This is a genomic window from Paracoccus aminovorans (assembly GCF_001546115.1).
Taxonomy (GTDB): Bacteria; Pseudomonadota; Alphaproteobacteria; order Rhodobacterales; family Rhodobacteraceae; genus Paracoccus; species Paracoccus aminovorans_B.
In genome coordinates this window covers 1896879-1919913 of record NZ_KQ955208.1, presented here as the reverse complement: position 1 = coordinate 1919913, position 23035 = coordinate 1896879, and the positions used below count along the sequence as shown (strand labels likewise).

General features: G+C 69.3%; 27 protein-coding genes. 15 read left to right on the top strand and 12 right to left on the bottom strand.

Going from position 1 to position 23035, the window contains the following annotated elements:
* Nucleotides 1–23: 23 nt before the first annotated feature.
* From ASV56_RS09860 to ASV56_RS09840, 5 genes are read right to left on the bottom strand one after another with little or no spacing between them, the layout of a single operon-like run.
* Nucleotides 24–683, bottom strand: coding sequence for a glutathione S-transferase family protein (locus tag ASV56_RS09860; protein ID WP_216635380.1), 660 nt, complete (start codon nucleotides 681–683; stop codon nucleotides 24–26).
* Nucleotides 683–1312, bottom strand: a complete 630-nt coding sequence (locus ASV56_RS09855) for a glutathione S-transferase family protein (RefSeq protein WP_062561812.1) — start codon at nucleotides 1310–1312, stop codon at nucleotides 683–685. The genes ASV56_RS09860 and ASV56_RS09855 overlap by 1 nt, the downstream gene beginning before the upstream one ends.
* Before the next feature lie 3 nt (nucleotides 1313–1315).
* Nucleotides 1316–1948, bottom strand: a complete 633-nt coding sequence (locus tag ASV56_RS09850; RefSeq protein WP_062561811.1) for a YceI family protein — start codon at nucleotides 1946–1948, stop codon at nucleotides 1316–1318.
* Nucleotides 1945–2733 carry a VOC family protein gene (locus tag ASV56_RS09845; RefSeq protein WP_062561810.1) on the bottom strand — a complete coding sequence of 263 codons (789 nt, stop codon included), beginning with the start codon at nucleotides 2731–2733 and terminating at the stop codon, nucleotides 1945–1947. Before ASV56_RS09845 ends, ASV56_RS09850 begins: the two co-directional genes overlap by 4 nt.
* A gap of 10 nt (nucleotides 2734–2743) precedes the next feature.
* Nucleotides 2744–3100: a DUF1428 domain-containing protein gene (locus ASV56_RS09840; protein WP_062561809.1), complete on the bottom strand. Its 357-nt coding sequence runs from the start codon at nucleotides 3098–3100 to the stop codon at nucleotides 2744–2746.
* Between the two features lie 88 nt (nucleotides 3101–3188).
* Here ASV56_RS09840 and ASV56_RS09835 point away from each other — a divergent pair, with 88 nt between their 5' ends.
* A complete protein-coding gene (locus ASV56_RS09835) occupies nucleotides 3189–3833 on the top strand; it encodes a winged helix-turn-helix transcriptional regulator (protein ID WP_062561808.1) in 645 nt (214 codons plus the stop codon).
* Here the strand turns inward: ASV56_RS09835 and ASV56_RS09830 are convergent.
* Complete coding sequence (locus ASV56_RS09830) at nucleotides 3830–4312, bottom strand: peroxiredoxin (protein ID WP_062562307.1); 483 nt, start codon at nucleotides 4310–4312, stop codon at nucleotides 3830–3832. The genes ASV56_RS09835 and ASV56_RS09830 overlap by 4 nt on opposite strands.
* Before the next feature lie 81 nt (nucleotides 4313–4393).
* On the opposite strand from ASV56_RS09830, the gene ASV56_RS09825 reads away from it, so the two are divergent.
* Both ASV56_RS09825 and rsmD read left to right on the top strand, forming a co-directional pair.
* Nucleotides 4394–5575, top strand: coding sequence for an NAD(P)/FAD-dependent oxidoreductase (locus tag ASV56_RS09825; protein WP_062561807.1), 1182 nt, complete (start codon nucleotides 4394–4396; stop codon nucleotides 5573–5575).
* A complete protein-coding gene (gene rsmD / locus ASV56_RS09820) occupies nucleotides 5572–6138 on the top strand; it encodes a 16S rRNA (guanine(966)-N(2))-methyltransferase RsmD (protein WP_062561806.1) in 567 nt (188 codons plus the stop codon). The genes ASV56_RS09825 and rsmD overlap by 4 nt, the downstream gene beginning before the upstream one ends.
* On the opposite strand, the gene ASV56_RS09815 is transcribed toward rsmD, so the two are convergent.
* Nucleotides 6135–6566 carry an Lrp/AsnC family transcriptional regulator gene (locus ASV56_RS09815; RefSeq protein ID WP_017999354.1) on the bottom strand — a complete coding sequence of 144 codons (432 nt, stop codon included), beginning with the start codon at nucleotides 6564–6566 and terminating at the stop codon, nucleotides 6135–6137. The genes rsmD and ASV56_RS09815 overlap by 4 nt on opposite strands.
* A 138-nt stretch (nucleotides 6567–6704) precedes the next feature.
* Between ASV56_RS09815 and ASV56_RS09810 the strand changes: the two genes are divergently transcribed.
* Entirely contained in the window at nucleotides 6705–7862 is a 1158-nt protein-coding gene (locus tag ASV56_RS09810; RefSeq protein ID WP_062561805.1) for a type III PLP-dependent enzyme, read from the top strand.
* A gap of 41 nt (nucleotides 7863–7903) precedes the next feature.
* On the top strand, nucleotides 7904–9022 hold the full coding sequence (locus ASV56_RS09805; RefSeq protein WP_253879946.1) for a DUF2235 domain-containing protein: 1119 nt from the start codon (nucleotides 7904–7906) through the stop codon (nucleotides 9020–9022).
* A 663-nt stretch (nucleotides 9023–9685) separates the two neighbouring features.
* Here the strand turns inward: ASV56_RS09805 and metF are convergent.
* Nucleotides 9686–10549, bottom strand: a complete 864-nt coding sequence (metF, locus tag ASV56_RS09800) for a methylenetetrahydrofolate reductase [NAD(P)H] (RefSeq protein ID WP_062561804.1) — start codon at nucleotides 10547–10549, stop codon at nucleotides 9686–9688.
* Nucleotides 10550–10639: 90 nt separating this feature from the next.
* Here metF and ASV56_RS09795 point away from each other — a divergent pair, with 90 nt between their 5' ends.
* From ASV56_RS09795 to ASV56_RS09770, 6 genes are all read left to right on the top strand, one after another.
* Nucleotides 10640–11557, top strand: a complete 918-nt coding sequence (locus ASV56_RS09795) for a LysR family transcriptional regulator (RefSeq protein ID WP_062561803.1) — start codon at nucleotides 10640–10642, stop codon at nucleotides 11555–11557.
* 235 nt (nucleotides 11558–11792) lie between these two features.
* Complete coding sequence (locus ASV56_RS09790; RefSeq protein WP_062562305.1) at nucleotides 11793–12881, top strand: MlaE family ABC transporter permease; 1089 nt, start codon at nucleotides 11793–11795, stop codon at nucleotides 12879–12881.
* The gene (locus tag ASV56_RS09785; RefSeq protein ID WP_062561802.1) at nucleotides 12878–13654 is read left to right on the top strand and encodes an ABC transporter ATP-binding protein; all 777 of its coding nucleotides are present in this window, start codon (nucleotides 12878–12880) and stop codon (nucleotides 13652–13654) included. The genes ASV56_RS09790 and ASV56_RS09785 overlap by 4 nt, the downstream gene beginning before the upstream one ends.
* Nucleotides 13655–13657: 3 nt before the next feature.
* Entirely contained in the window at nucleotides 13658–14959 is a 1302-nt protein-coding gene (locus ASV56_RS09780) for an MlaD family protein (protein ID WP_062561801.1), read from the top strand.
* 9 nt (nucleotides 14960–14968) lie between these two features.
* Nucleotides 14969–15595 carry an ABC-type transport auxiliary lipoprotein family protein gene (locus ASV56_RS09775; protein WP_062561800.1) on the top strand — a complete coding sequence of 209 codons (627 nt, stop codon included), beginning with the start codon at nucleotides 14969–14971 and terminating at the stop codon, nucleotides 15593–15595.
* Between the two features lie 33 nt (nucleotides 15596–15628).
* Nucleotides 15629–16774, top strand: a complete 1146-nt coding sequence (locus ASV56_RS09770; protein WP_062561799.1) for an iron-containing alcohol dehydrogenase — start codon at nucleotides 15629–15631, stop codon at nucleotides 16772–16774.
* Here ASV56_RS09770 and ASV56_RS09765 read toward each other — a convergent pair.
* A complete protein-coding gene (locus ASV56_RS09765; protein ID WP_062561798.1) occupies nucleotides 16771–17343 on the bottom strand; it encodes a YqgE/AlgH family protein in 573 nt (190 codons plus the stop codon). The genes ASV56_RS09770 and ASV56_RS09765 overlap by 4 nt on opposite strands.
* Before the next feature lie 122 nt (nucleotides 17344–17465).
* Here ASV56_RS09765 and ASV56_RS09760 point away from each other — a divergent pair, with 122 nt between their 5' ends.
* On the top strand, nucleotides 17466–18245 hold the full coding sequence (locus tag ASV56_RS09760) for a protein-disulfide reductase DsbD domain-containing protein (RefSeq protein WP_062561797.1): 780 nt from the start codon (nucleotides 17466–17468) through the stop codon (nucleotides 18243–18245).
* Here ASV56_RS09760 and ASV56_RS09755 read toward each other — a convergent pair.
* Nucleotides 18242–19222, bottom strand: a complete 981-nt coding sequence (locus ASV56_RS09755; RefSeq protein ID WP_062561796.1) for a P1 family peptidase — start codon at nucleotides 19220–19222, stop codon at nucleotides 18242–18244. The genes ASV56_RS09760 and ASV56_RS09755 overlap by 4 nt on opposite strands.
* A gap of 101 nt (nucleotides 19223–19323) precedes the next feature.
* Here ASV56_RS09755 and msrA point away from each other — a divergent pair, with 101 nt between their 5' ends.
* Complete coding sequence (msrA, locus tag ASV56_RS09750) at nucleotides 19324–19908, top strand: peptide-methionine (S)-S-oxide reductase MsrA (protein ID WP_062561795.1); 585 nt, start codon at nucleotides 19324–19326, stop codon at nucleotides 19906–19908.
* The gene (locus ASV56_RS09745) at nucleotides 19909–20778 is read left to right on the top strand and encodes a 50S ribosomal protein L11 methyltransferase (RefSeq protein ID WP_062561794.1); all 870 of its coding nucleotides are present in this window, start codon (nucleotides 19909–19911) and stop codon (nucleotides 20776–20778) included.
* Nucleotides 20779–20909: 131 nt separating this feature from the next.
* Here the strand turns inward: ASV56_RS09745 and ASV56_RS09740 are convergent, their stop codons facing one another.
* Both ASV56_RS09740 and ASV56_RS09735 read right to left on the bottom strand, forming a co-directional pair.
* Complete coding sequence (locus tag ASV56_RS09740; RefSeq protein ID WP_017999339.1) at nucleotides 20910–21104, bottom strand: DUF1127 domain-containing protein; 195 nt, start codon at nucleotides 21102–21104, stop codon at nucleotides 20910–20912.
* 238 nt (nucleotides 21105–21342) lie between these two features.
* Entirely contained in the window at nucleotides 21343–22062 is a 720-nt protein-coding gene (locus ASV56_RS09735; RefSeq protein WP_062561793.1) for a 16S rRNA (uracil(1498)-N(3))-methyltransferase, read from the bottom strand.
* Nucleotides 22063–22077: 15 nt separating this feature from the next.
* Between ASV56_RS09735 and ubiA the strand changes: the two genes are divergently transcribed.
* Nucleotides 22078–23034 carry a 4-hydroxybenzoate octaprenyltransferase gene (ubiA, locus tag ASV56_RS09730; protein WP_062561792.1) on the top strand — a complete coding sequence of 319 codons (957 nt, stop codon included), beginning with the start codon at nucleotides 22078–22080 and terminating at the stop codon, nucleotides 23032–23034.
* Nucleotide 23035 lies beyond the last annotated feature (1 nt).

Sequence of the window (23035 nt, the reverse complement as noted above, 5' to 3'; positions counted from 1 at the left end):
CCACGGCCAAAGGCCAAGAGGCGCTAGAGAAACCGCGCCGCAATCCCGTCCTTGAACGGGAACCAGCCGTAATAGGGCCGCGCGCCCGCGATCACGCGCTGGATCGAGGGCCGCGCCACCAGCCGCTCGAAATATCCGGTCAGCTGCGGATGATCCGCGAAGGGATGCACGGCGCCGGCATAGAACAGCGCCGGAAACGCCGCGCAATCGGCCAGGCCGAAGCCGCCCGCGATCCAGTCGCGCCCGTCCAGGCGCCGGTCCAGCGCGGCATAGGCCAGGTCCAGCTTGGCCCGCGCAAAGGGCGCCACCCGCTCCTCGGCGCCTTCGGCCATGAAGATGCGGGCGTCGACGATCTGCTGCATCATCTGCATGACCTGGAAATCCAGGAAGCGGTCCCATTGCCGCGCCGGCAGCGAGGCATCGGGGTCCGGGTCCAGCAGGCGTTGCGGACCGGGATGGTGCCGGTCCAGCCATTCGATCATCAGCGAGCTTTGCGACAGCGCCAGATCGCCCTCGCGCAGCGCCGGCATCCGGCCCATCGGCTCGACCGATTGCATCAGCGCCCGGTCCTGCGCATCGCCCAGATCGACCTCGCAGAAGGTGAAATCCGTCCCCAGCTCGTAAAGCGCGATCAGCACCTTCTGGGTATAGGAGGACAGCGGGTGGCCATAAAGCGTCAGCATCACGCAGCCTTTTCGAAATGCGCCAGCTGCGCGTCATGGGCGCGCCGGAACGCCGGACGGGCGGTCATGCGCTGCAGATAGTCCAGCAGCACCGGATGGCCGGCCAGCTCGCCCAGGCTATCGACGATGCGCAGCACCTCGGCCAGCATGATGTCGGCGATGGTGAAGCGGCCGGCGGCGATGAAGTCGCGGGACTTCAACACCGGCGCCAGTTGCTCCAGTCGCGCGACCAGCCGCGGCAGGGCCAGTTCGGCGGCGCGCTCGTCGCGGTCGAACATGCGGGCCAGCGCCAGCGCCATCACCACCGGCTCCAGCGTGTTCAGCGCCGCGACCAGCCATTGCTGGGTCTCGGCCCGGCCCTGCGCGTCGGCGGGCAGCAGCGCCTCATGCCGCTCGCCGAGATACAGCAGGATGGCGCCGCTTTCGAACAGCGTCAGATCGCCGTCCTGCAGGATCGGCACCTGGCCAAAGGGTTGGCGGGCGAAATGCTGCGCGGTCTTCTCGCGCACGCTGGTCGTCTCGATGCGATAGGGCTGGCCGGCCTCTTCGCAGGCCCAGCGGATGCGCAGGTCGCGGACATGGCCGCGGGCGAAATCGGGCACCCAGTCGTAGGTCGTAATCACATACATGGCTCAGTCGCTCCGGGCGAATTCGGCGTCGATCACCACGGGAATCGGCGCGGTGAAAAAGGCGTTCATGCCATAGGCCTGCGGGTCGATCTGCGTCTCGGCATGGACGCCGATCAGGTTGCGGATCACCGGGTTGCCATTCTCGTCCCCGGTAAAGCCCTTGCCGGCGCCGACCAGCTCGACCGCGAAGCTGGCCGGATGCGTGCGGCCCATCAGCGTCAGTTGCCCCGAGACCGTGCCCCTGGTGTCGCTTTCGGGGACAAAGCTGTCCGACACGAAACTCGCCACCGGATTGGCGGCGGTGTTCAGGTATTCGGCGCCCTTCAGCACCTCGGCAAAGCCCTCGACCGGGGTCGAGATCGAGCCGACCTGCACCTCGGCCGTCAGCCGCATCGCCGCCGGGTCGTCGGGGTTCCAGGTCAACGCGCCCGAAACCGCGTCGAAGCGGAAGACGCTGTAGGAAAAGCCCATATGCGGCACGCGGGCGATGACCGCGCTGTGATAGGGGTCGAGCTTATAGGTCCCGGCCTCGGCGGCGTGATAGTCCTTCTGCCCCTGCGGAATGTCCTGGGGCTGCACCTCTTGCGCCGCCACGGGGGCGGCGCAAAGGGCGCAAAGCAGCGCGACACGGATCATGGCGTGGCCTCGCGCGGGCCGACGATGGCGAAATGCGCGCCCTGCGGGTCGCGCGCCACGGCGATGAAGGCCGGGCCCGGCACCTCATGCGGACCGCTGACCACCTCGCCGCCGGCATCGCGGATGCGCTGCATGGCCGGCTCGACGCCGTTGGTGCCGAAATAGGGCAGCCAGCAGGACACGGGCGCATTGCCCAGACCCATCATCCCGCCGATATCGGTACCGTTCCAGCGGAACAGCTGGTATTTGCCCATCGCGCCCATGTCCATGGCATCGCCCGCCGTCCAGCCGAACAGCTCGGCATAGAAGGCGAAGCCTGCCACCGGATCGGTGGACATCAGCTCGATCCAGTTGCCGTGGCCTTCCTTCTTCTGGTCGAAGGCGCCGGTTTCGGCCGCGGGCTGCGGCTGCATCGGCAGCGGTTGCAGGATGCCGAAGACCGCGCCCTGCGGATCGGCCGCCACGGCGAAGCGGCCGGTGCCGGGAATATCGGCCGGAGGCTTGTGGACCGTCCCGCCCAGCAGCGCGATCTTTTCCGCCGCCGCGTCGCAATCGTCCACGTCCAGGTAGATCAGCCAGTTCGGCGGGATGCCGTCATAGCCGGGCGGGATCTCCATCAGCCCGGCCACCATGTCGCCGCCGTGGCTGGCCAGCAAATAGCTGAAATCCGGCATGCCGGAATCGGCGACCGACCAGCCGAAGACCTTGCCATAGAAGTCGCTTGCGGCAGGAAGCCCGCCGCGCGCGGTGTCCAGCTCGAACCAGCAGGGTTTGCCGTGATACATCGCCGCCCCCTCAGGCCTTGTCGTCGAAGATGGGCTCGAAGCCGCCCCAGATCATCCGCATGCCGTCGAAGGGCATCTCGGGCGGGCCCTGCATCTCGGGGTCGTTCATCATCTTTTCGAAACCCGCCTCGGCCGTGGCCTTGTCGGGCCATTCGATCCAGGAAAACACGATGGTCTCGTCCTCCTTGGCCTGGGTCGCCATGTAGAAATCGGTGACCTTGCCATGGGGCACGTCGGCGCCCCAGGTCTCGACCATGCGCAGCGCGCCATAGCGCTTGAACATCGGCCAGGCCGAACTCGCCATGTCGATGTATTTCTGCTTGTTCGCGGTCGGGACCGCCAAAAGGAAGCCGGAGTAATAGGTCATCTTCTCCTCCTCATGATTGGCGCGAAAAGCGCCGGTGAGTCGAAGGCTGGCACTTGCAGTAGCAAAAAGCAACTGATAATATCAAAACATGAGCAAGACCGGCAAAACCCTGCGCTATGACGAAGGCTGTCTCGGCGCCCATGCGCTGAACCTGGTGGGCGACCGCTGGGCGCTTCTGGTGGTGCGCGAGCTGATGTTCGCGCCCAAGCGTTTCCAGATGATCCGCGCCGGGCTGCCCGGCGTGACCGCCAGCGTGCTGACGCAGCGGTTGGGCCAGCTGGTGCAGGCCGGCGTGGTCAGCCATGACGAGGTGCTGGGGCTTTACGCGCTGACCGAGCAGGGCCGCGCGCTGCATCCGGTGCTGCGCGAGCTGTGCCGCTGGGCGCTGCTGATGCCGGGGCACGACCCGCGCAGGTTCATCAGCATCTCGGCGCTGATGATCTCGATTTCCGCGACGGTGGATGCGGGGCGGGCGGCGGGATCGAACCTGCGCGCGGGCTTCCTGTCGGGGAAAGAGGGGTTCGAGGTGATCCTGTCGCCCAAGGGCGCACCGCTGGTCACGGCCATGCGCGCGCCGCAGGGCGATTTCCTGCTGGAGGGCAGCGGCAATGCGCTGGCCGCCGCGATCTATGGCCCGGGGCCGGTGACGATCGCCAGCGCCGGGCTGATCGGCTTGCACGGCGACCGGGCCGCCGCGCAAGCCTTCACGGACCTGTTCAGGCTGAAGCCCTAGATCAGGCCCAGGAGCGATTCGCCCGAGGAGATAGCGCAGGCGCCGGGGCTTTCCTCGATCTCCAGCGCCTCGACCGTGCCGTCGTTCACCAGCATGGCATAGCGTTTCGAGCGGCCCTTGATCCAGCCGTCGGCCTGGATGTCCAGACCCAGCGCCTTGGTGAAGCTGCCGTCGGCATCGGCCAGAACCTCGATGCCGGCGCCGGTCGCGCCGGTGTCCTTGGCCCAATGCCCGGCCACGAAGGGGTCGTTCACGGTGATGCAGGCGATGCGCGAGACGCCCTTCTCGCGCAGCTTGTCGGCATTCTGCACAAAGCTCGGCATATGGGCGTTGGTGCAGGTCGGCGTATAGGCGCCCGGCACGGCAAAGATCGCGACGCGACCCTTGCGCAGATCGGCGACCTCGACCGGCTCGGGGCCGTTCTCGCCCAGTTTCACCAGCGTGCCGTCGGGCAGGCTTGCCCCTTTTTCGATGGCCATGCGCGCTTCCTCCTTGTCGAATTGCATCGCGTCAGGCCGGACTATAGGCTGCGCGCCGCAGGCAAACCAGCGAGGAAAACCATGAACATCGTCATCCTGGGCGCCGGCCAGGCGGCCGCCTCGCTGGCGGCGAAGCTGCGGGCGCTGGGGCACGCCGGGCCGGTGACGGTGATCGGCGACGAGCCCGCGCCGCCCTATCAGCGCCCGCCGCTGTCCAAGGCCTATCTGCTGGGCCAGATGGATCTGGACCGGCTGACGCTGCGCGGGCCGGACTGGTGGGCCGAACAGGACATCGCGGTGCACCTGGGCGAACGGGCGGTGGCCATCGACCGGGCGCGGCGCGTGGTGGTGACGGATCGTGGCGAATATCCTTGGGACGCGCTGGCGCTGACGCTGGGCGCCAACCCGCGCCGGCTGCCCGCGGCGATGGGCGGGGCGCTGCCGGGCGTGCATGTGGTGCGCAATCTGGCCGACATTGCCGGGCTGCAACCGGCGCTGGTGGCGGGTCGCCGGCTGGTGGTGATCGGCGGCGGCTATATCGGGCTGGAGGCGGCCGCCGTCGCCCGCAAGTTGGGGCTGGACGTCACGCTGGTCGAGGCCGCGCCGCGCATCCTGGGCCGGGTGGCGGCCCCCGAAACCGCCGCCATGATCCGCGACCTGCATCGCCGCCATGGCGTCGAGATCATCGAGGGCGTGGGCATCGCCCGCATCACCGGCGACACGGCGGCGGAGGGGGTGGAACTGGCCGATGGCCGGCTGCTGCCCGCCGATCTGGTGATCTGCGGCATCGGCGTCGCGCCCGAAACCGCCCTGGCCGAGGCGGCGGGGCTGGCCATTGACAACGGCGTCGCCACCGATGCGCAGGGCCGGACCTCGGACCCAGGCATCTGGGCGGCCGGGGATTGCGCCAGCTTTCCTGCGCCGGGCGGGCGGCTGCGGCTGGAAAGCGTCGGCAATGCCATCGACATGGCCGAGGCGGTGGCGGCGAACATGCTGGGCGCGGGCGCGGACTACGTCCCGAAACCCTGGTTCTGGTCGGACCAGTTCGACGCGAAACTGCAGATCGCCGGGCTGAACCTGGGCTACGACCGTGTTGTCACGCGGCCCGGCTCGGTCTGGTATTACCGCGACGGCCGGCTGATCGCGGTGGACGCGCTGAACGACGCCCGCGCCTATATGATCGGCAAGCGCCTGATCGAGGCCGGCAAGTCGCCCGCGCCCGAAACCCTGGCCGAGGCCCCCGACCTGAAGGCGCTGCTGTGAGGATCGTCGGCGGCACCCTGCGCGGGCTGAAGCTGGCCGAGGTCGGCGCGGGCGATCCGGCCGCGCATCTGCGCCCGACCACCGACCGGGTGCGCGAGTCGATCTTCAACCTGCTCATCAACGGCACGCATGGCAATCCGATCCCCGGCGCGCGGGTGCTGGACCTGTTCGCCGGCACCGGCGCCCTGGGGCTGGAGGCGCTGTCGCGCGGCGCGGCGCGGGTGGCCTTCGTCGATGACGGCGTGGCGGCGCGCGGGCTCTTGCGCACGAATATCGAAAAGGCCCGCGCCATGGGCGTGACCGACGTCTGGCGCCGCGATGCGACCAAGCTGGGCGAGAATCGCGGTCCGGGCTATGGGCTGGTCTTCCTCGACCCGCCCTATGGCAGGGGCCTGGGCGCGCAGGCGTTGGAATCGGCCCTGGCCGGCGGCTGGATCGCGCCGGGCGCCATGGTGGTCTGGGAAGAATCGGCCGCGCCGCCCCCGGTCGCCGGGCTGGCCCAGATCGACCAGCGCAAATACGGCGACACGATCGTCACATTGTTGCGCGCGGAACACGGCTAGGTGGCGCGATCCAGCTTGGTGGACAGGTGAATCAGGCTCTCGCTGGACTTCACGCCGGTCAGACCGCCGATCTGGTCCAGCACATCGTCCAGCTGGCTGGTCGATATGGCGGCCAGTTGCAGCAAAAGATCGACGCGGCCGCTGGTGGTATGGATGCGCTCGACCTCGGGCAGGCTGCGCAGCCGGCCCAGGATCGCGGCTTGCGAGCGCGGCTCGATGGTCAGCAGGCAGGTGGCGCGGATGCGATGCTCGCGCGCGGAATCGCCCAGGCGCAGCGTGTAACCCGCGATGGCGCCCGAAGTTTCCAGCCGTTCCAACCTGGCCTGCACGGTCGAGCGCGCCACCTTCAGCCGCCGGGCCAGCACCGCCACGGACATGCGCGCATCCTGCGCGAGATGGGTCAGAATTCCCCGGTCGAGCTCGTCCACCTGCCACCTGTCATAATGACGACACTTTCGGCAGATTACCCATAGGCGGGAACATTTCCACCCTTTTCATTGCTTCAATCGGAACCCATAGGGCGCAGACTTGTTTCCATCCCTCACGCGCACAGGAAGGACATGCCGATGGGACTGACCGAGGGCCGTGGCCCCAAGACCGTCTGGGACAATCCCGCCGAGATCATCCGCAAGCTGGCGCCGGAAAACCCGGTCATGGTCTTTGCCCCTTCGGTCCTGCGCGCGAATGCCCAGCGCTTCCTGCAGGGCTTTCCCGGCCTGGTGACCTATGCCGTCAAGTCGAACCCGGACGAGGCGGTGATCCGCACGCTCGCCGCCGCCGGGGTCAAGGGCTTCGACGTCGCCTCACCGGCCGAGATCGACCTGATCGGCCGGCTGGCCCCGGATGCGGCGCGGCATTACCACAACCCCGTGCGCTCGCGTGCCGAGATCACCCATGCGGTCGAGGCGGGCATCAAGGCCTGGTCGGTCGACAGCCATTCCGAGCTGGAAAAGCTGTTCGAGAAGGTGCCGGCCGAGGGTTGCGAGATCTCGCCCCGCTTCAAGCTGCCGGTGCTGGGCGCGGCCTATGACTTCGGCTCGAAGTTCGGCGCCTCGCCGGAACTGGCGGCGGAGCTGCTGCGCGCGGTGGCGGATCGCGGCTATATCCCCTCGCTGACCTTCCACCCGGGCACGCAATGCACCGATCCGCATGCCTGGGAGGCCTATATCACCACCGCGGCCGAGATCTGCGCCATGGCCGGGGTGCGCGCGCGGCGGCTGAACGTCGGCGGCGGCTTCCCCTCGCATCGCGTGACCGGGGTCGAGCCGGACCTGGCCGCGATCTTTGCCCTGATCCGCCGCGTCACCGACGAGGCTTTCGGCGCCGAGCCCCCGGCGCTGGTCTGCGAGCCGGGGCGCGGGCTTTGCGCCGACGCCTTCTCGCTGATCACCCGGGTCAAGGCGGTGCGCGACGGCCAGAACGTGTTCCTGAACGACGGCGTCTATGGCGGGCTGTTCGAACTGCCGATCGTCGGCAATCTCGACCGCTTGCAGGTGCTGACCCCCGAAGGCACGGCGCGCGAGGATGAGGCGCATCCCCGCGTCATCTTCGGCCCGACCTGCGATTCGGTGGACCGGCTGCCGGGCGAGCTGGCGCTGCCCGGCACTCTCCAGGAAGGTGACTATGTCATCTTCCACGGCGCCGGCGCCTATTCCACGGTCACCAACACCCGGTTCAACGGCTTCGGGTTGATGGCACACATGACCGTGAACGCGCTTGAATAGGGATTAATCGAATGTTCGCGGTTCCGTGCTAGCGTCCGGCCATGGAATCGTCCCGCCCGCCCCTGTGCCATGTCGTCCTGATGGACGGAACCTTCGCCTCGCTGACCCAGGGGCGACGGTCCTCCATCGCGCGCATCCATGCGATGCTGTCGGGCGACCGCGGGCTGCTGCCGGCGCCGGTGCGCATCCATTACGCGCCGGGCCAGCAATGGCAGGCCTGGCGCACCCTGCCCGAACTGACCATGGGCGCCACGCTGGAGCGCAGCATCTGCGACGCCTATGCCTGGCTTGCCCGCGAATGGCGGCCGGGCGATCCGCTGTTCTTCTTCGGCTATTCGCGCGGCGCCTTCGCGGTGCGCTCGCTGGCCGGGATGATCGGCCGGGTCGGGCTGTTGACGCACACCCATGCCACGGCCGAAAACGTCCACCACGCCTGGCAGCTTTATCGCAACGGTGCCGACCTGGGGGTCGAGCAGCTGGACCAGCGCCTGTGCCATCCCTTCGTGCCGATCCGGCTGATCGGGGTCTTCGACACCGTCATGGCGCTGGGCATCCGGCTGCCGCTGCTGTGGATGCTGACCGAGCCGCGCTTTCGCTTTCACGATGAACACTTGGGCAGCCATGTCGAGCACGGCCTGCAGGCGCTGGCCCTGGACGAGACCCGGGCGGCCTTTCAGCCCCTGGTCTGGGACAGCCAGTCGGTCGCCGGCCGGATCGAGCAGATGTGGTTCCGCGGCTGCCACCCGGACATCGGCGGCCAGCTGTCGGGGCTGGAATATGCCCGGCCGCTGGCGAATATCCCGCTGGTCTGGATGATGACGCGGGCCGAGCGCTTTGGCCTGCCGCTGCCCGCGGGCTGGCAGGCGCAGTTCCCCTGCGACCCGACGGCGCCCTCGGTCGGGTCCTGGCGCAGCTGGGGCAAGGCTTTCCTTGCCCGCGCGCCGCGGCTGGCGGGGCTGGACGCCTCGGAACGACTACACGACTCGGTGCCACGCCCCTATCCGGGCCCGGCGCTGCTGACCGGCGCGCTGGCCGAGGCCGCGCCCGAACGCCCGCACCGCAAGCGCCGCTTCCGCCGCCGCACGCCCGCCGCGCCGCAAGAAATGGCCATGCCCGGAGCGACAGCAGAGGACGATAACCCAGGAATTATCGCGCCCTGACGGGTTGCGACAGGACGCCTGATTGGCACATGGTCGAGATGCAATCACCGTCATCGAAGTTCGACTCTTCTCGGCCGCACCGACATCTGAAGCGCTGCCGCGCTCGCTTGGCGGCAGGATCAGCCGGGCTGCGCATGCCCCAAGGCCAAGCCTGCCATCGGAATCAGGCTGAGACCGTCAAAAACATGGAGACTCTCTTGCGCGGCGCCGTTCCTGAGAGTGCATACCGCCTGACACCAGGGTCATCGCAGCGTCGGGTCGGAACGGTTGACCGGGCACCGCGGAAGCGCATGTTCAAGCGCGAACCTGGCCTTCCCAGCCTCTCCGATCAAGATATGCATCGCGCCCAGCCGGGCGCCATCCCCGGTGACGGCGACCAGGAGCTGGATGGCGGCTCGCTATCCCCGAGCGCCCAGAAACAGCCCGCCATGTCGGCCACCAGCGAGGCATCATAGCCGAATTCTGCAAGCGCATTGCAGAACGGCAAGCGCGGTCTGGTGATCGCCGCCGCGGATCTGTTCGAGGATCCTCGGCCTGAGCGACGGATAGCGGTGCGGCGGTGCTGCAGCTTGGGCACGAATCGTCAAACGCAGCCCTCTCGGCGCGATTGGCCAAGGCACAGCGCTCAACGGTCAGGATATGCTGAACCGCAGCCCCGGCCGCTCAGGCCACGCGCGAAAATTCGGCCTTCGGTGCGACGCCCAGGCCGGCGCAGACCTTCTGCACCAGGTCGGGCTTGTTCAGCGTATAGAAATGCAGCTTGTCCACGCCGCCCTCGACCAGCGATTCGCACAGCTTGACGCAGACATCCAGCGCCAGCGCGGCCTCGCCCTCGGGGCCGGCGGCGGCAAAGGCCTCCTCGGCCCATTGCGGAACCGAGGTGCCGCAGCGTTCGGCAAAGCGGCGGGTGCCGGCCCAGCTCTGGATCGGCAGGATGCCGGGGATGATCGGCGCCGCGACGCCGGCGGCCGCGCAGGCGTCGCGGAAGCGGAAGAAGGTGTCGGCGTCAAAGAAGAACTGCGTGATGGCCGAACTAGCGCCTGCGTCCACCTTGCGCTTCAGCCAGGCCACGTCGGCGGCAGTGTCGGCGCTGTCGGGATGCGGCTCGGGATAGGCGCCGCAGCGGATGGTCATGTCGCCGCGCGCGGCAATCGCCTCGATCAGCGCGACCGAGCTGGCGAAGCCCTCGGGATGGGCGGTGAAGCGGTCCTGGCCCTGCGGCGCGTCGCCGCGCAGGGCGACGATCTCGTGCACGCCGGCCGCCGCGTAATCGGCGACGATCTGCAAGGTCTCCTCGCGCGTCGCGTCCACGCAGGTCAGATGCGCGGCGACGTTCAGCCCGTAATGGCCGGCCAGCGCCGTCACCGCCTCATGCGTCAGCTGCCGGGTGGTGCCGCCGGCGCCATAGGTGACCGAGACGAAGTCCGGCCCCAGCGGCGCCAGCGCCCGGGCGGTCTCCCACAGCCGGAAGGATTGCTCCAGGGTCCGGGGCGGGAAGAATTCGAAACTGATCGCCGGTGTCGTCATCGCACTATCCTTTTGTCGCAGGACTTGTGACACGCGCCGCGACGTGAGACAAATTCATAATCCTCAAGATCGTGATGAGATCCGCTCAAGATGCATCTGGAACTTCGCCATCTGCGCAGCCTGCGCGCCATCCATGAACAGGGCGGGCTGGCCCGCGCGGCCGAGGTGCTGAACCTGACGCAATCGGCGCTGTCGCACCAGATCAAGGCGCTGGAGGAACAGGCCGGGGTCGAGCTTTTCCTGCGCAAGACCAAGCCCTTGCGCCTGTCGGGTGCCGGGATGCGGCTGTTGCGCACCGCCGAGCAGGTGCTGCCGATGATCGAGGCCGCCGAGGCCGAATTCCGCGCCGTCGAGCTGGGCCGGGCCGGCCGGCTGCATGTGGCGATGGAATGCCACCATTGCTTCGACTGGCTCCTGCCGGTGCTGGACCAGTTCCGCCGCGCCTGGCCCGAGGTCGACCTGGACATCCGCACCAGCCTGGCGCTGAAGGCGCTGCCGGCGCTGGAACGCGGCCAGGTGGACCTGGTGATTTCCTCGGACCCCGAGGAAATCGCGGGCATCAGCTTCCAGCCGCTGTTCGACTATGCGCCGACGCTGGTGGTGCGGGCCAGTCACCCGCTGGTCGCCAAGGGCTATGCCGAGCCCGCCGACCTGGCCGGCGAGGCGCTGATCACCTATCCGATGGACCGGGCGCGGCTGGACGTGTTCTCGCAATTCCTCGACCCGGCCGGGGTCGAGCCGGCGCATCTGCGCCAAGTCGAGCAGACCGCCATCGCGCTGATGCTGATCGCCTCGGGGCGCGGGGTGGCGGTGATGCCCGACTGGGTGCTGCGCGGCCAGGCCGGCAACCCCGAACTGGCGCTGCTGCCGCTGGGGCCGCAGGGCATGCTGCGCCGGCTGTACGCCGGGCTGCGCAGCGAGGACCTGCAGCAACCCTATATGGCGCATGTGCTGCGCCTGGCCCGGACCGAGCCGGTGCGAATGATGCGCGCGGCGGCGCCGGGCTGATGCCCCGGGATCATCGTCAAAGCAGCACTGGTTCACCCGATCCCGGGGAGGTTCAGGCCCGTTCGCCTTGCCCCCAGGCTAGGGCCGGGGCAGGATTGCGATCAAGCACAAGACCCCGAGAATACGATGCAAATTGAAACCTCTCGCCCCGACGCCACCACCCGCCCCGGCGGCGGATTTGACAAAGCCCCGCAATCGCCGGATGAAATCGGTGACGCTTCCCATCAGGACCGCCATGGCCAGCCTTCCCGCCGATCCGCAGCTGCGCGCCACCCTTCAGGACGGGCAGCTGCGCCTTGAGGGCGCGCTGACGGTCTGGACCCTGGCGCAGCTGCCGCCCGAGGCGCCGGAGCGGCTGGAGCTGTCGGGCCTGACGCGGCTCGACACCGCCGGCGCCTGGTACCTGGCCGGGCGCACAGCCGCGGGCGCCACGCTTCTGGGGCTGGCCGCGCCGCAGGCGAAGCTCCTGGAAAGCGTGACCGGCGCCCTGCCCCGGCCCGATCCGCCGCCCGCGCCCGAGCCCGGCTGGCGCCGGGCGCTGGATGCGACCGGGCGCTGGATCATGGGCGCGCTGGTCTTCCTGCGCGAGCTTGCGGAATACCTGGGCCGGTTCCTGGCGGCGCTGTGGCGCGGCATCCGGCACCCGCGCGATTTCCGCCTGACCGCGCTGGTCCATCACTGCCAGGAAACCGGCCTGCGCGCGGTGCCCATCGTGGCGCTGATGTCCTTTCTGATCGGCGTGGTGCTGGCCTTTCAGGGCGCGGCGCAGCTCAGCCAGTTCGGGGCCGAGATCTTTGTCATCGACCTGATCGCCATCTCGATCCTGCGCGAACTGGGCATCCTTCTGACCGCGATCATCGTCGCCGGGCGCACGGCCTCGGCGCTGACGGCCTCGATCGGCTCGATGAAGATGAACGAGGAAATCGACGCCATGCGCACGCTGGGCCTCGATCCCGACATGGTGCTGATCCTGCCGCGCGTGCTGGCGCTGGTCATCACCCTGCCGATCCTGGGGCTGATCGCGAACTTGGCCGGGCTGATCGGCGGCGCGATCATGTCCTGGGTGGAGCTCGGGATCTCGCCCTCGATGTTCCGCTATCGGCTGATCGCGGAAACCAGCGTCGACCATGTCATCGTCGGCCTGTCCAAGGCGCCGGTCTTTGCCATCATCATCGGCATCATCGGCTGCCACGCCGGGATGAAGGTCGGCAAGGACGCGGAATCGCTGGGCGCGCAGACCTCGACCGCGGTGGTGAACGCCATCTTCGCGGTGATCGTGGCGGATGCGCTGTTCTCGGTCTTCTTCGCGGAGATCGGGTTGTGAGCGACAATGTCATCGAGGTCCGGGGCCTGCGCACGCAATTCGGCAGCCATGTCGTGCATGACGGGCTGGACCTGGACCTGCGGCGGGGCGAGATCCTGGGCGTGGTCGGCGGCTCGGGCACCGGGAAATCGGTGCTTCTGCGCACCATCGTCGGGCTGAACCCGCCCGCCGCCGGCACGGTCCGGGTCTTTGGCCAGGACGTGACCGCGCTGCACGGCCCGGCGCGCGAGGCGCTGGAGCGGCGCTGGGGCGTGATGTTCCAGGCCGGGGCGCTGTTTTCCTCGCTCAACGTGCGCGAGAATGTCGAGGTGCCCTTGCGGGCCGTGCCGGGCCTGACGCCCGAGACGCGCGCGGGGCTGGCGGAACTGAAGGTCTCGATGGCCGGGCTGCCGTGGAACGCCAACGACAAATACCCCTCGGACCTGTCGGGGGGCATGAAAAAGCGCGCGGGGTTGGCGCGGGCCCTGGCGCTGGACCCCGAGATCGTCTTCCTGGACGAGCCCACGGCCGGGCTGGACCCGATCGGCGCCGATGCCTTCGACCGGCTGATCGTCGAGCTGCGCGATGCGCTGGACCTGTCGGTCTTTCTGGTCACGCATGACCTCGACACGCTGCACGCCTGTTGCGACCGCGTCGCGGTGCTGGCGGAAAAGCGGGTGCTGGTCAGCGGGACCATGGCCGAGATGCTGAAGGTGGATCATCCTTGGGTGCATGAATATTTCCACGGGCCCCGCGCCCGCGCCGCCATCGCCACCGGCCGGAGCAAGGAGTAGCCCATGGAGACCAAGGCCAATTACGTCCTGATCGGCGCCTTCACCATTGCGGGCTTCCTGGGGCTGCTCTTGTTCCTGATGTGGTTCGCCAAGATCCAGATCAACCGGCAATTCGCTTATTACGACATCTATTTCCCCGAGGTCTCGGGGCTGGCGATCTCGTCCGAGGTGGCCTTTGCCGGGCTTTCCGTCGGCAAGGTCGTGGACATGCAGCTGGCGGACGGCGTCAACGGCGCCGTGCGGGTGCGCGTCGAGGTGGCCGAGGATACGCCGGTGCGCACCAATTCCCGCGCCTCGATCGAGATCCAGGGCGTCACCGGCGTCTCGAACGTCGCGATCACCGCCGGCACGCCCGACGCACCCTTGCTGCGCAAGGCGCAGTCCGACGGCATCCCGGTGATCGCCGCCAACCGCTCGGCCCTGCAGACGCTGTCGGACCAGGGCCCCGAGATGATCTCGCGGCTGAACACCGTGGCCGAGCAGATGACCCAGCTGCTGGGCGACGACAACCAGAGCCGGGTGCGCAATATCCTGGACAACGTGGAGCGCTCCAGCGCCAACCTGGACAAGGCGCTGGGGGATGTGACCAAGGCGACCGAGTCCATCGCCTCGGCCGCCGCCGACATCTCGGCCTTCGGCGAGCGGCTGGACGGACTTTCCGCGGCGGCCGAGACGACGCTGGGCAATGCCGACACGGCGCTGGCCAAGTTCGACGAAACCGCCGGCAAGGCCGATGCGGCGCTGGACGCCGGCACCGCGACGCTGAACGAGGTGCGCGACTATGTCTCGGGCGACCTGCGCGGGCTGACGCAGCGGCTGGACCAGACCGCGACCACGCTGCAGACCGACCTGGCGCGGCTGACGGATCGCGCGGACCAAAGCCTTGACGGGCTCGACGCGGCGCTGGCGGTCGGGCAGCGGACGCTGGCCTCGGCCGAGCGGGCCTTCGACAGCGCCGACCGGGTGATGAACAGCAATATCGAGCCGGTGGTCGGCGACCTGCGCGCCACGCTGGGCAAGGCCAACGAGGCCATCGACCGCGTGGTGGCCGACCTGCCGCAGATCACGGGCAAGCTGCGCGATGCCGCCGACAGCGCCGACGCGGCATTCGCCAGCCTGCGCGGGATGCTGGACAGCGCCCGCGCCCCGGTGCAGGCTTTCACCCGCGAGGGGCTGCCGCAAATCACCCGCATGGCCAGCGATCTGCGCGGGCTGGTGGGCAATGTGAACGAGCTGGTCTCGGCCCTGCGGCGCAATCCCTCGCAGATCTTCTCGGGGCCCAAGACCCCCGAATTCCGCCGCTGAGGAGCCGCCATGCGCCTGACCGCCGCCCTGCTGATGCTGACCCTGACCCTGCCCGGCTGCGCGGCGCTGAAGGCGCTGGAAGGCGAGCCGGACCGCGACGTCTTCGAGCTGCGCCCGCCCTCGGACCAGCCGCAACGCTGCGGCCGCGGCCGGCTGGCCGAGCTGGTGATCGAGCCGCCCAAGGCGCGCGGCACGCTGGACACCGACCGCATCATGATCCGCCCGAACCAGTTGCAGACCCAGTATCTGCCCGATGCGCGCTGGGGCGACACCGTGCCCACCACCTTGCAGACGCTGCTGGTGCGCGGCTTTGGCCGCTATGACGCCTTCACCCATGTCGGCCGCGCGCCGCTGGGCACGGCGGGCGATTACGCGCTGATCTCCGAGGTGCAGGACTTCAATGCCGAGGTCGCGGGCAAGGGCGCGCTGATCAAGCTGACCGTCGATGCGCAGCTGGTGCGCGAGATGGACGCCACCGTCGTCGCCCGCGGCCATTTCGCCACCACGGCGCAGGCGGCGACCACCAAGACCGCCGACCTGATCCCGGCCTTCGACGCCGCCGGCCAGCAGCTGGTGGCGCAGATGACCGACTGGGGCCTGAACGGCATCGGGGTGAATCCGGCCCGCTGCCGCTGAGGGCGGGAGGGCCGCAGCGAAAAGGGGCGAAGGATGACATTGCGCGCGAACTGGTCCTATCCGACCGCGATCCGCTTCGGCGCCGGCCGCATCGCCGAACTGGCCGAGCATTGCCGGGAGGCCGGCATCGCGCGCCCGCTGCTGGTCACCGACAGGGCGCTGGCCGGCCTGCCGATCACCGCCCGCGCGCTGGAGATCCTGGAGGCCGGCGGCCTGGGCCGGGCGATGTTTTCCGAGGTCGATCCGAACCCGAACGAGGCGAACATGCAGGCCGGCATCGCCGCCTATGCCGCCGGCCGCCATGACGGGGTGATCGGCTTTGGCGGCGGCTCGGCGCTGGATCTGGCCAAGATGATCGCGCTGATGGCCGGGCAGTCGATCCCGGTCTGGGACCTGGAGGACGTGGGCGACTGGTGGACCCGCGCCGATGCCAGCCGCATCGCCCCGATCGTCGCGGTGCCGACTACGGCCGGCACCGGCTCCGAGGTCGGGCGCGCCGGGGTGCTGACCAACACCGAAACCCATCGCAAGAAGATCATCTTCCACCCGAAGCTGATGCCCAGGGTGACGATCTGCGACCCCGAGCTGACCGTCGGCATGCCGCCCGCCATCACCGCCGGCACCGGCATGGACGCCTTTGCCCATTGCCTCGAGGCGTTTTCCTCGCCGCATTACCACCCGATGAGCCAGGGCATTGCGCTGGAAGGGATGCGGCTGGTCAACGAATACCTGCCGCGCGCCTATGCCAACCCCGACGACCTGGAGGCGCGGGCGCAGATGATGAGCGCCGCCGCCATGGGCGCCGTGGCCTTCCAGAAGGGGCTGGGCGCCATCCATGCGCTGAGTCATCCCATCGGCGCGCTCTATGGCACCCATCACGGCACCACCAATGCGGTGGTGATGCCGATGGTGCTGGACTTCAACCGCTCCGCCATCGAGGGCCGGCTGGCGCGCGCCGCCGCTTATCTGGGCATTCCGGGCGGCTTCGACGGCTTCCGCGCCCGGGTCATGGACCTGCGCGCCGAATTGGGCATCCCGCCGAACCTGACCGCCCTGGGCGTCGGCCGCGACCGGCTGGACGAGCTGACCGGGATGGCGCTGGAGGATCCCTCCTGCGGCGGCAACCCGCTCGCGATGACGGCGGAAAACACCCGCGCGCTGCTGGAACGCTGCCTCTAGGCGCGGCCGGCGCTTGGCGACAGGTGCAAGGGGTCGATGCCCAGCGACTTCAGCGCCGCGCGCCATTTGCCGGCATTGTCGGCGCCGAAGATGATCTCGTCGCCGCGGTCCGAGGTCAGCCAGCCATTGGCCAGGATCTCGGAATCCAGCTGCCCCGGTCCCCAGCCGGCATAGCCCAGGGCCAGCACGGCCGGCTGCGGGCCATGGCCGCGGGCGTAATCTTCCAGGATGTCGCGGGTGGTGGACATGGCGAGGTCGTCCGAGATCCGCAGCCGGTTCTCTTCGACCCGGATGCCCTGCGGCACGCGATGCAGGACGAAGCCGCGCCCCGGCTCGACCGGGCCGCCGAAGCGCACGGGAATGTCCAGCGCGTCCACCCCCGCGTCGATGCCCAGCTGCGACAGCAGGTCCGAGAAATCCACGTCGGGCATCGGCCGGTTCACCACCAGCCCCATGGCGCCGTCCTCGGAATGGGCGCAGATCAGGATCACCGCATGCTCGAAGCGCGGATCGCGCATGCCGGGCATGGCGATCAGCATCTTGCCGGTCAGGTTGCTGGACAGGTCCATGAGCCGCCGCGCTCCTTTCGCAGGTGCCTTTCCCTCAAGATCGGCGCTGCAGGCTGATTTCGCAAGGGATTGGCGGTAATGTGACTTCACGGCGTCCCCCGGCGCCCGCTAAAAGGCATCCCATGAGAATCCTCGCCGCCCTGCTGATGACCGCCCTGCCGGCGCTGGCCGACGAACCGCCGCCGGGGCTGGTCTCGGCCGAGTTGATGCCCGGCTGGATCACCCCCGAAGGCCACCGCATGACCGCGCTGCGGCTGGAGCTGGAGCCGGGCTGGAAGACCTATTGGCGCAGCCCCGGCGACGCCGGCGTGCCGCCGCGCTTCGACTGGCAGGGCTCGCGGAACCTGGGCCCGGTGCGGGTGCTGTGGCCGCGCCCCGAGGTGATCGAGTCCGGCGGCGAGCGCACGCTGGGCTATCACGACCGGCTGATCCTGCCGATCGAGATCACGCCCACGCAGCCCGGCCAGCCGGTCGCGCCGCGCGTGGTGGTGGATTTCGGCCTCTGCCTCGACATCTGCGTGCCGGCGCAGGTCCGGCTGACCGCGCCGCCGCCCGGCGACGCGCCCGATCCGCTGATCGAGGCGGCCCTGGCGCGCCAGCCCCGCGCCTCGGACCGGCAGCCGGAGTGCCGGGTCCAGCCGATCAAGGACGGCATGCAGGTCACCGCCACGCTGCCTTCCGAGGAATCGGCTCTGGCCGAGGACGTGGCGATGGAACTGGCCGGCAAGGACATCTGGGTTTCGGCCCCCGAAACCAGTGCCGAAGGGGCGCGCGTGGTGGCGCAGGCGGATTTCGTCGCCGCCTCGGGCAAGCCGTTTCCGCTGGACCCGGCCGCGCTGCGCCTGACGCTGATCGGCCCCGAAGATGCGGTCGAGTTCCGCGGCTGCCGGCCCGAAAGCTAGGTCACGCGCCAGCAGGGTTGCAGGTCGCCCGGTCGCGGCCGCGCCTCGTGCACGGCCCGGGCGATGGCGCGGGCCAGCACCGTCGCCGCCGCATGGCCCAACTGGAACGGCGTCAGCGCCGGGTCGGGCAGCGGCTGCGCCCCGGTCGAGACCGCAAAGACCAGATCGCCGTCGAAGGGCGTGTGGCTGGGCACGATGGCGCGGGCCATGCCGTCCTGCGCCGCCGTCGCCAGCCGCGTCAGCCCGGCCTTGTCCAGCGCGGCATCGGTCGCCACGATGGCGATGGTCGTCGCCTCGCCCAGCCGCTTGGCCGGCGCAGGCTCGGCGGTGGGATAGGGGCCGGTCAGGCCCAGCCCGCCGAATTCGCCCTCGATCTCCCAGGGTGCGGCCCAGAACTGCCGCGTGGCCTCCAGCGTGACCGAGCCCATCGCGTTCACCACCACCAGCGCCCCCACCGTCACCCCTGAATCGAGCACCGCCGAGGCCGAGCCGAGCCCGCCCTTCCAGCGATGCGTCATCGCGCCGGTGCCAGCCCCCTCGCTGCCCAAGCCGAAATCCGCACCGGCCGCCTCCAGCGCCGCGCGGCCGAGGGCGGGATAGGGGTTGGCGTCCCAGTCCTTGTCGCCACCGTTCAAGAGGTCGAAGACGATGGCGCCCGGCACGATCGGCACCTGCACCGGCCCGACGGCAAAGCCGCGCCCCAGCGCCCGCAGCCCGTCCGACACCCCGTCGCAGGCCGCAAGCCCAAAGGCCGAGCCGCCCGACAGCACCAGCGCATCGACGCCCGGCACCAGCTTGTCGGGGGCCAGCAGTTCCGTCTCGCGCGTGCCGGGGGCGCCGCCCATGACATTGACGCCGCAGGCCAGCGGCGCATTGCCCAGCAGCACCGTGGTGCCGGAACGCAGCCGGTCGTCGCGCGCATTGCCGACCCGCAATCCGGCGACATCGGTGATCAGGTTTCGCGGGCCTTTCCGCATGCTTGGCCTCCTTGTCGCCGAACCGGCGGGCTGCCTGCGGCGTTGCGCCAGACTAGGGCGGCACCTAGATGTGCCACAACAGCTTTCGAAAGGACGCGACCATGACCGCCCCGCTGCACCGCATCTTCGACCGGCCGCTGGATGCCGAACCGCCCCGCGGCTTCGATCAGGCGATCTTCGGCATGGGCTGCTATTGGGGCGTCGAACGCCTGTTCTGGCAGCAGGACGGCGTCTGGCTGACCGAGGTCGGCTTTGCCGGCGGCAGCGCCGAGAACCCGAGTTATGAGCAGGTCTGCGCCGGCCAGACCGGCCATGCCGAGGTGGTGCGGCTGGTCTATGACAGCTCGCGCATCAGCTATGAGCGGCTGTTGCAGCTGTTCTGGGAAAACCACGACCCGACCCAGGGCGACCGCCAGGGCAACGATGTGGGCGACCAGTATCGCTCGGTCATCATGCATTTCACCGACAGCCAGCGGGCGGCGGCGGAGCTCAGCAAGGCGGATTACAGCAACCGCCTGGCCGTGCAGGGTTTTCCCGATGTCACCACGCAGATCCTGCCCGCCGCCCGCTTCTGGCCGGCGCAGGAGGATCACCAGCAATATCTGGACCGCCATCCCGACGGCTATTGCGGATTGCGCGGCACGGGTGTCAAAGCGCCTCTGACCGATATTGCCGAGGACATCTGAATGGCGACCTGGACCGCGCTGACCCATACCAAAGGCCGCGAGGCGGCCGAGGCTCTGGCCGAGGCCGGCGAGGACCTGACCCCCGAGCCCGTCGGCACCGGCGTCTTCGAGATCGAGGACGGCAGCGACCGCTGGGAGGTCGGGCTGTATTTCACCGAGGCCCCCGACGACGTGGCGCTGGCGCTCTTGGCCGCGGCCTGGGGCGCGGCGCCCTTCACCGTCTCGGAACTGCCCGAGGTGGACTGGGTCGCGCATGTCAAGCGCGAGCTGGCGCCGGTCGAGGCCGGGCGCTTCTTCGTCCATGGCAGCCATGACGCCGAGAGCGTGCCCGAGGGCGCCGAGGCGCTGCTGATCGAGGCGGCGATGGCCTTCGGCACCGGCCACCACGCCACCACCAAGGGCTGCCTGCTGGCGCTGGACCGGCTGGTGGCCGAGGGCGCGGCGCCCGAGCGCATCGTCGACATCGGCTGCGGCACCGCCGTGCTGGCCATGGCGGCGGCGCGGGTGTTCCCGGTCATGGTTCTGGCCGGCGACATCGACCCGCAGGCGGTGGACGTGGCGCGCGCCAATGTCATCGCCAACGGGCTGGACGGCCGGGTGGAATGCGTCGAGGCGGTCGGCTTCGACCATCCGCTGATCGAACGGGCCGCGCCCTTCGACCTGGTCTTCGCCAATATCCTGAAACAGCCGCTGATCGACCTGGTGCCGGACATGGCGCGCTATGTCGCGCATGGCGGCCGGGCGATCCTGTCGGGCATCCTGACCACCCAGGCCCAGGAGGTCATCGACGCCTATGCCAAGGGCGGGCTGGCGCTGGAGCGGCGCGACGATTTCGGCGACTGGTCGACGCTGGTGGTGCGACGGGCCTGAGGCACGGCGCATTCCGGGCCGCCGAAAATACGAAAGGCGGCCTTGCGGGCCGCCTGAGCGTCTTGCCCTGCCCGGGCCGGGGAACCGTCCGCGGGCCAAGCCGCCGGTCCGGTCGCGTCTTCGACCGCTGCTTAGCGGGCGCGCGAGATCAGATCGATATCGCCGCGGCACAGACCGATATCGTCCAGCTCGCGATCCGAAAGACGGCTCAGCGCGTTCTTCGTCACGCGGGCGTCGTTCCAGGCCGCAAAGGCGGACAGAAGTTTCGAGCCAATACCGAAGGAGACCGCCCCGCCATGGACGCGGTTCGTGTCAATCGCCGACATAGTTTTCACCTTGAGATCATTGCCCGCTCATCGGGCGCTTCGTTGATGCACAGCATATAGATCGGGCAAAGTCGCAAAACCACGGTCAAACCGGCATTGCCGCTATGCAGCGGCTGCATAAGCGACCGTTTTTTCTTAACTTTTGTGACGAAGGGGTAAATTCTGCAAGCGCGTCGCAAGATCCTCCCGCCGAAGCGCCACCGCGCGGCGGAAACTTGCGCGAAATGCGGCCGAAGCCCTAGCGCCAGTCCCCCAAAGCCGCCTGCCACAGCGCAAGTGACGCGACGGCAGCGGTGTCGGCGCGCAGGATTCTGGGGCCCAGAGCGATGCGCGTGACGCAATCCATGGCCGAAAGCCGGCACCGCTCCGATTCGGACCAGCCGCCTTCGGGTCCGATGAGAATCGCCCAAGGCCCGCGCGGCAGGCCCGAGAGCAGCTGCGCCGGACCGGCCAGCGCCTCGTCGGCCCAGAGGATGCGCCGCGCCGGGTCCCAGCCGTCCAGAAGCCGCGCCAGCGATTGCAGCTCGCAGACCTCGGGGACGAAGGTGCCGCCGCATTGCTCGGCGGCCTCGACGGCATGGGCCTGCAGGCGGTCCTGGCGGATGCGCTCGGAATTGGTGTGTTCGGTCTGCACCGGCAGGATGCGGGCGGCACCCATCTCGGCCGCCTTCTCGACGATGAAATCGGTGCGGGCCTTCTTGATCGGGGCGAAGACCAGCCACAGGTCCGGCGGGTCCAGCTGCGGCGCGGTCTGGCGCTGGGCCAGCAGGTCGCCGCCCCGCTTGGCCAGCCGCTCGATGCGCGCCAGCCACTCGCCGTCGCGGCCGTTGAAGACCAGGATTTCATCCCCCGGCCCCTGCCGCATGACCGAGGACAGGTAATGCGCCTGGTCGGCATTCAGCGCGATGCCTTGTCCCTCGGCCAGCGGGTGATCTATGAACAGTCTGATTTTCGCCATGATGGGGCGCAGAATATGCAGACCGAGGATCCGACGCCAGAGGGCCCGCGCATGGTCGCGGACGCACCGCCCGACAACTGGGTGGACCGCCACGCCCCGGCGGGCTGGCGGCCCTGGCTGCGCATGTCCCGCGCCGACCGGCCCATCGGCACCTGGCTCTTGCTGCTGCCCTGCTGGTGGGGCATCGGGCTGGCGATGATCGCCGACCGGCCGGAATGGCGCGACCTGTGGATCGCCGTCGCCTGCGGGCTGGGCGCCATGCTGATGCGCGGCGCCGGCTGCACCTGGAACGACATCACCGACCGCGACATCGACGCCCGGGTGGCGCGGACGCGGTCGCGGCCGCTCCCCTCGGGGCAGGTCACGGTCAAGGGCGCGCTGGTCTGGCTGGCGGCGCAGGCGCTGGCGGGTCTCGTCATCCTGCTGACGCTGGGCAAGGCGGCAATCCTGCTGGGCGTCGCCTCGCTGGCGCTGGTCGCGATCTATCCCTTTGCCAAGCGCTTCACCTGGTGGCCGCAGGTCTTCCTGGGGCTCGCCTTCAACTGGGGCGTGCTGCTGGCCTGGGCCGCGCATACCGGCAACCTGGCGCCGGCGCCGCTGCTGGCCTGGCTGGCGGGCATCGCCTGGACCATCTTCTACGACACCATCTATGCCCACCAGGACACCGAGGACGACGCGCTGATCGGCGTCAAGTCCACCGCCCGGCTGTTCGGGCAGGACACGCATCGCTGGCTGGCGGGCTTCGGCACCGCCGCGGTGCTGCTGCTGGGGCTGGCGGTCATGGCGACGGCGCCGCAGGGACTGGGCCTGACGCTGGGCCTGTTGGGGGTCGCAGGCTTTGCCGCGCATCTGGCCTGGCAGCTGCGGGCGCTGGACATTCGCGATCCGGCCGCCTGCCTGCGGCTGTTCCGGTCGAACCGCGACGCCGGGTTGATCGTTGCGCTGTTTCTTGCCCTGGCCGGGCTGGTCTGAT

Bases quoted from the DNA above. Each gene is read 5' to 3' on its own strand.
- ASV56_RS09840 (WP_062561809.1), bottom strand. From the start codon at position 3,100: ATGACCTATTACTCCGGCTTCCTTTTGGCGGTCCCGACCGCGAACAAG.
- ASV56_RS09810 (WP_062561805.1), top strand. From the start codon at position 6,705: ATGGGACTGACCGAGGGCCGTGGCCCCAAGACCGTCTGGGACAATCCC.
- ASV56_RS09855 (WP_062561812.1), bottom strand. From the start codon at position 1,312: ATGTATGTGATTACGACCTACGACTGGGTGCCCGATTTCGCCCGCGGC.
- ASV56_RS09790 (WP_062562305.1), top strand. From the start codon at position 11,793: ATGGCCAGCCTTCCCGCCGATCCGCAGCTGCGCGCCACCCTTCAGGAC.
- ASV56_RS09845 (WP_062561810.1), bottom strand. From the start codon at position 2,733: ATGTATCACGGCAAACCCTGCTGGTTCGAGCTGGACACCGCGCGCGGC.
- ASV56_RS09760 (WP_062561797.1), top strand. From the start codon at position 17,466: ATGAGAATCCTCGCCGCCCTGCTGATGACCGCCCTGCCGGCGCTGGCC.
- metF (WP_062561804.1), bottom strand. From the start codon at position 10,549: ATGACGACACCGGCGATCAGTTTCGAATTCTTCCCGCCCCGGACCCTG.
- ASV56_RS09805 (WP_253879946.1), top strand. From the start codon at position 7,904: ATGGAATCGTCCCGCCCGCCCCTGTGCCATGTCGTCCTGATGGACGGA.
- ASV56_RS09795 (WP_062561803.1), top strand. From the start codon at position 10,640: ATGCATCTGGAACTTCGCCATCTGCGCAGCCTGCGCGCCATCCATGAA.
- ASV56_RS09775 (WP_062561800.1), top strand. From the start codon at position 14,969: ATGCGCCTGACCGCCGCCCTGCTGATGCTGACCCTGACCCTGCCCGGC.
- ASV56_RS09770 (WP_062561799.1), top strand. From the start codon at position 15,629: ATGACATTGCGCGCGAACTGGTCCTATCCGACCGCGATCCGCTTCGGC.
- ASV56_RS09745 (WP_062561794.1), top strand. From the start codon at position 19,909: ATGGCGACCTGGACCGCGCTGACCCATACCAAAGGCCGCGAGGCGGCC.
- ASV56_RS09755 (WP_062561796.1), bottom strand. From the start codon at position 19,222: ATGCGGAAAGGCCCGCGAAACCTGATCACCGATGTCGCCGGATTGCGG.
- ASV56_RS09735 (WP_062561793.1), bottom strand. From the start codon at position 22,062: ATGGCGAAAATCAGACTGTTCATAGATCACCCGCTGGCCGAGGGACAA.
- ASV56_RS09825 (WP_062561807.1), top strand. From the start codon at position 4,394: ATGAACATCGTCATCCTGGGCGCCGGCCAGGCGGCCGCCTCGCTGGCG.
- msrA (WP_062561795.1), top strand. From the start codon at position 19,324: ATGACCGCCCCGCTGCACCGCATCTTCGACCGGCCGCTGGATGCCGAA.
- ASV56_RS09835 (WP_062561808.1), top strand. From the start codon at position 3,189: ATGAGCAAGACCGGCAAAACCCTGCGCTATGACGAAGGCTGTCTCGGC.
- ASV56_RS09780 (WP_062561801.1), top strand. From the start codon at position 13,658: ATGGAGACCAAGGCCAATTACGTCCTGATCGGCGCCTTCACCATTGCG.
- ASV56_RS09850 (WP_062561811.1), bottom strand. From the start codon at position 1,948: ATGATCCGTGTCGCGCTGCTTTGCGCCCTTTGCGCCGCCCCCGTGGCG.
- ubiA (WP_062561792.1), top strand. From the start codon at position 22,078: ATGCAGACCGAGGATCCGACGCCAGAGGGCCCGCGCATGGTCGCGGAC.
- ASV56_RS09860 (WP_216635380.1), bottom strand. From the start codon at position 683: ATGCTGACGCTTTATGGCCACCCGCTGTCCTCCTATACCCAGAAGGTG.
- ASV56_RS09830 (WP_062562307.1), bottom strand. From the start codon at position 4,312: ATGGCCATCGAAAAAGGGGCAAGCCTGCCCGACGGCACGCTGGTGAAA.
- ASV56_RS09765 (WP_062561798.1), bottom strand. From the start codon at position 17,343: ATGGACCTGTCCAGCAACCTGACCGGCAAGATGCTGATCGCCATGCCC.
- ASV56_RS09740 (WP_017999339.1), bottom strand. From the start codon at position 21,104: ATGTCGGCGATTGACACGAACCGCGTCCATGGCGGGGCGGTCTCCTTC.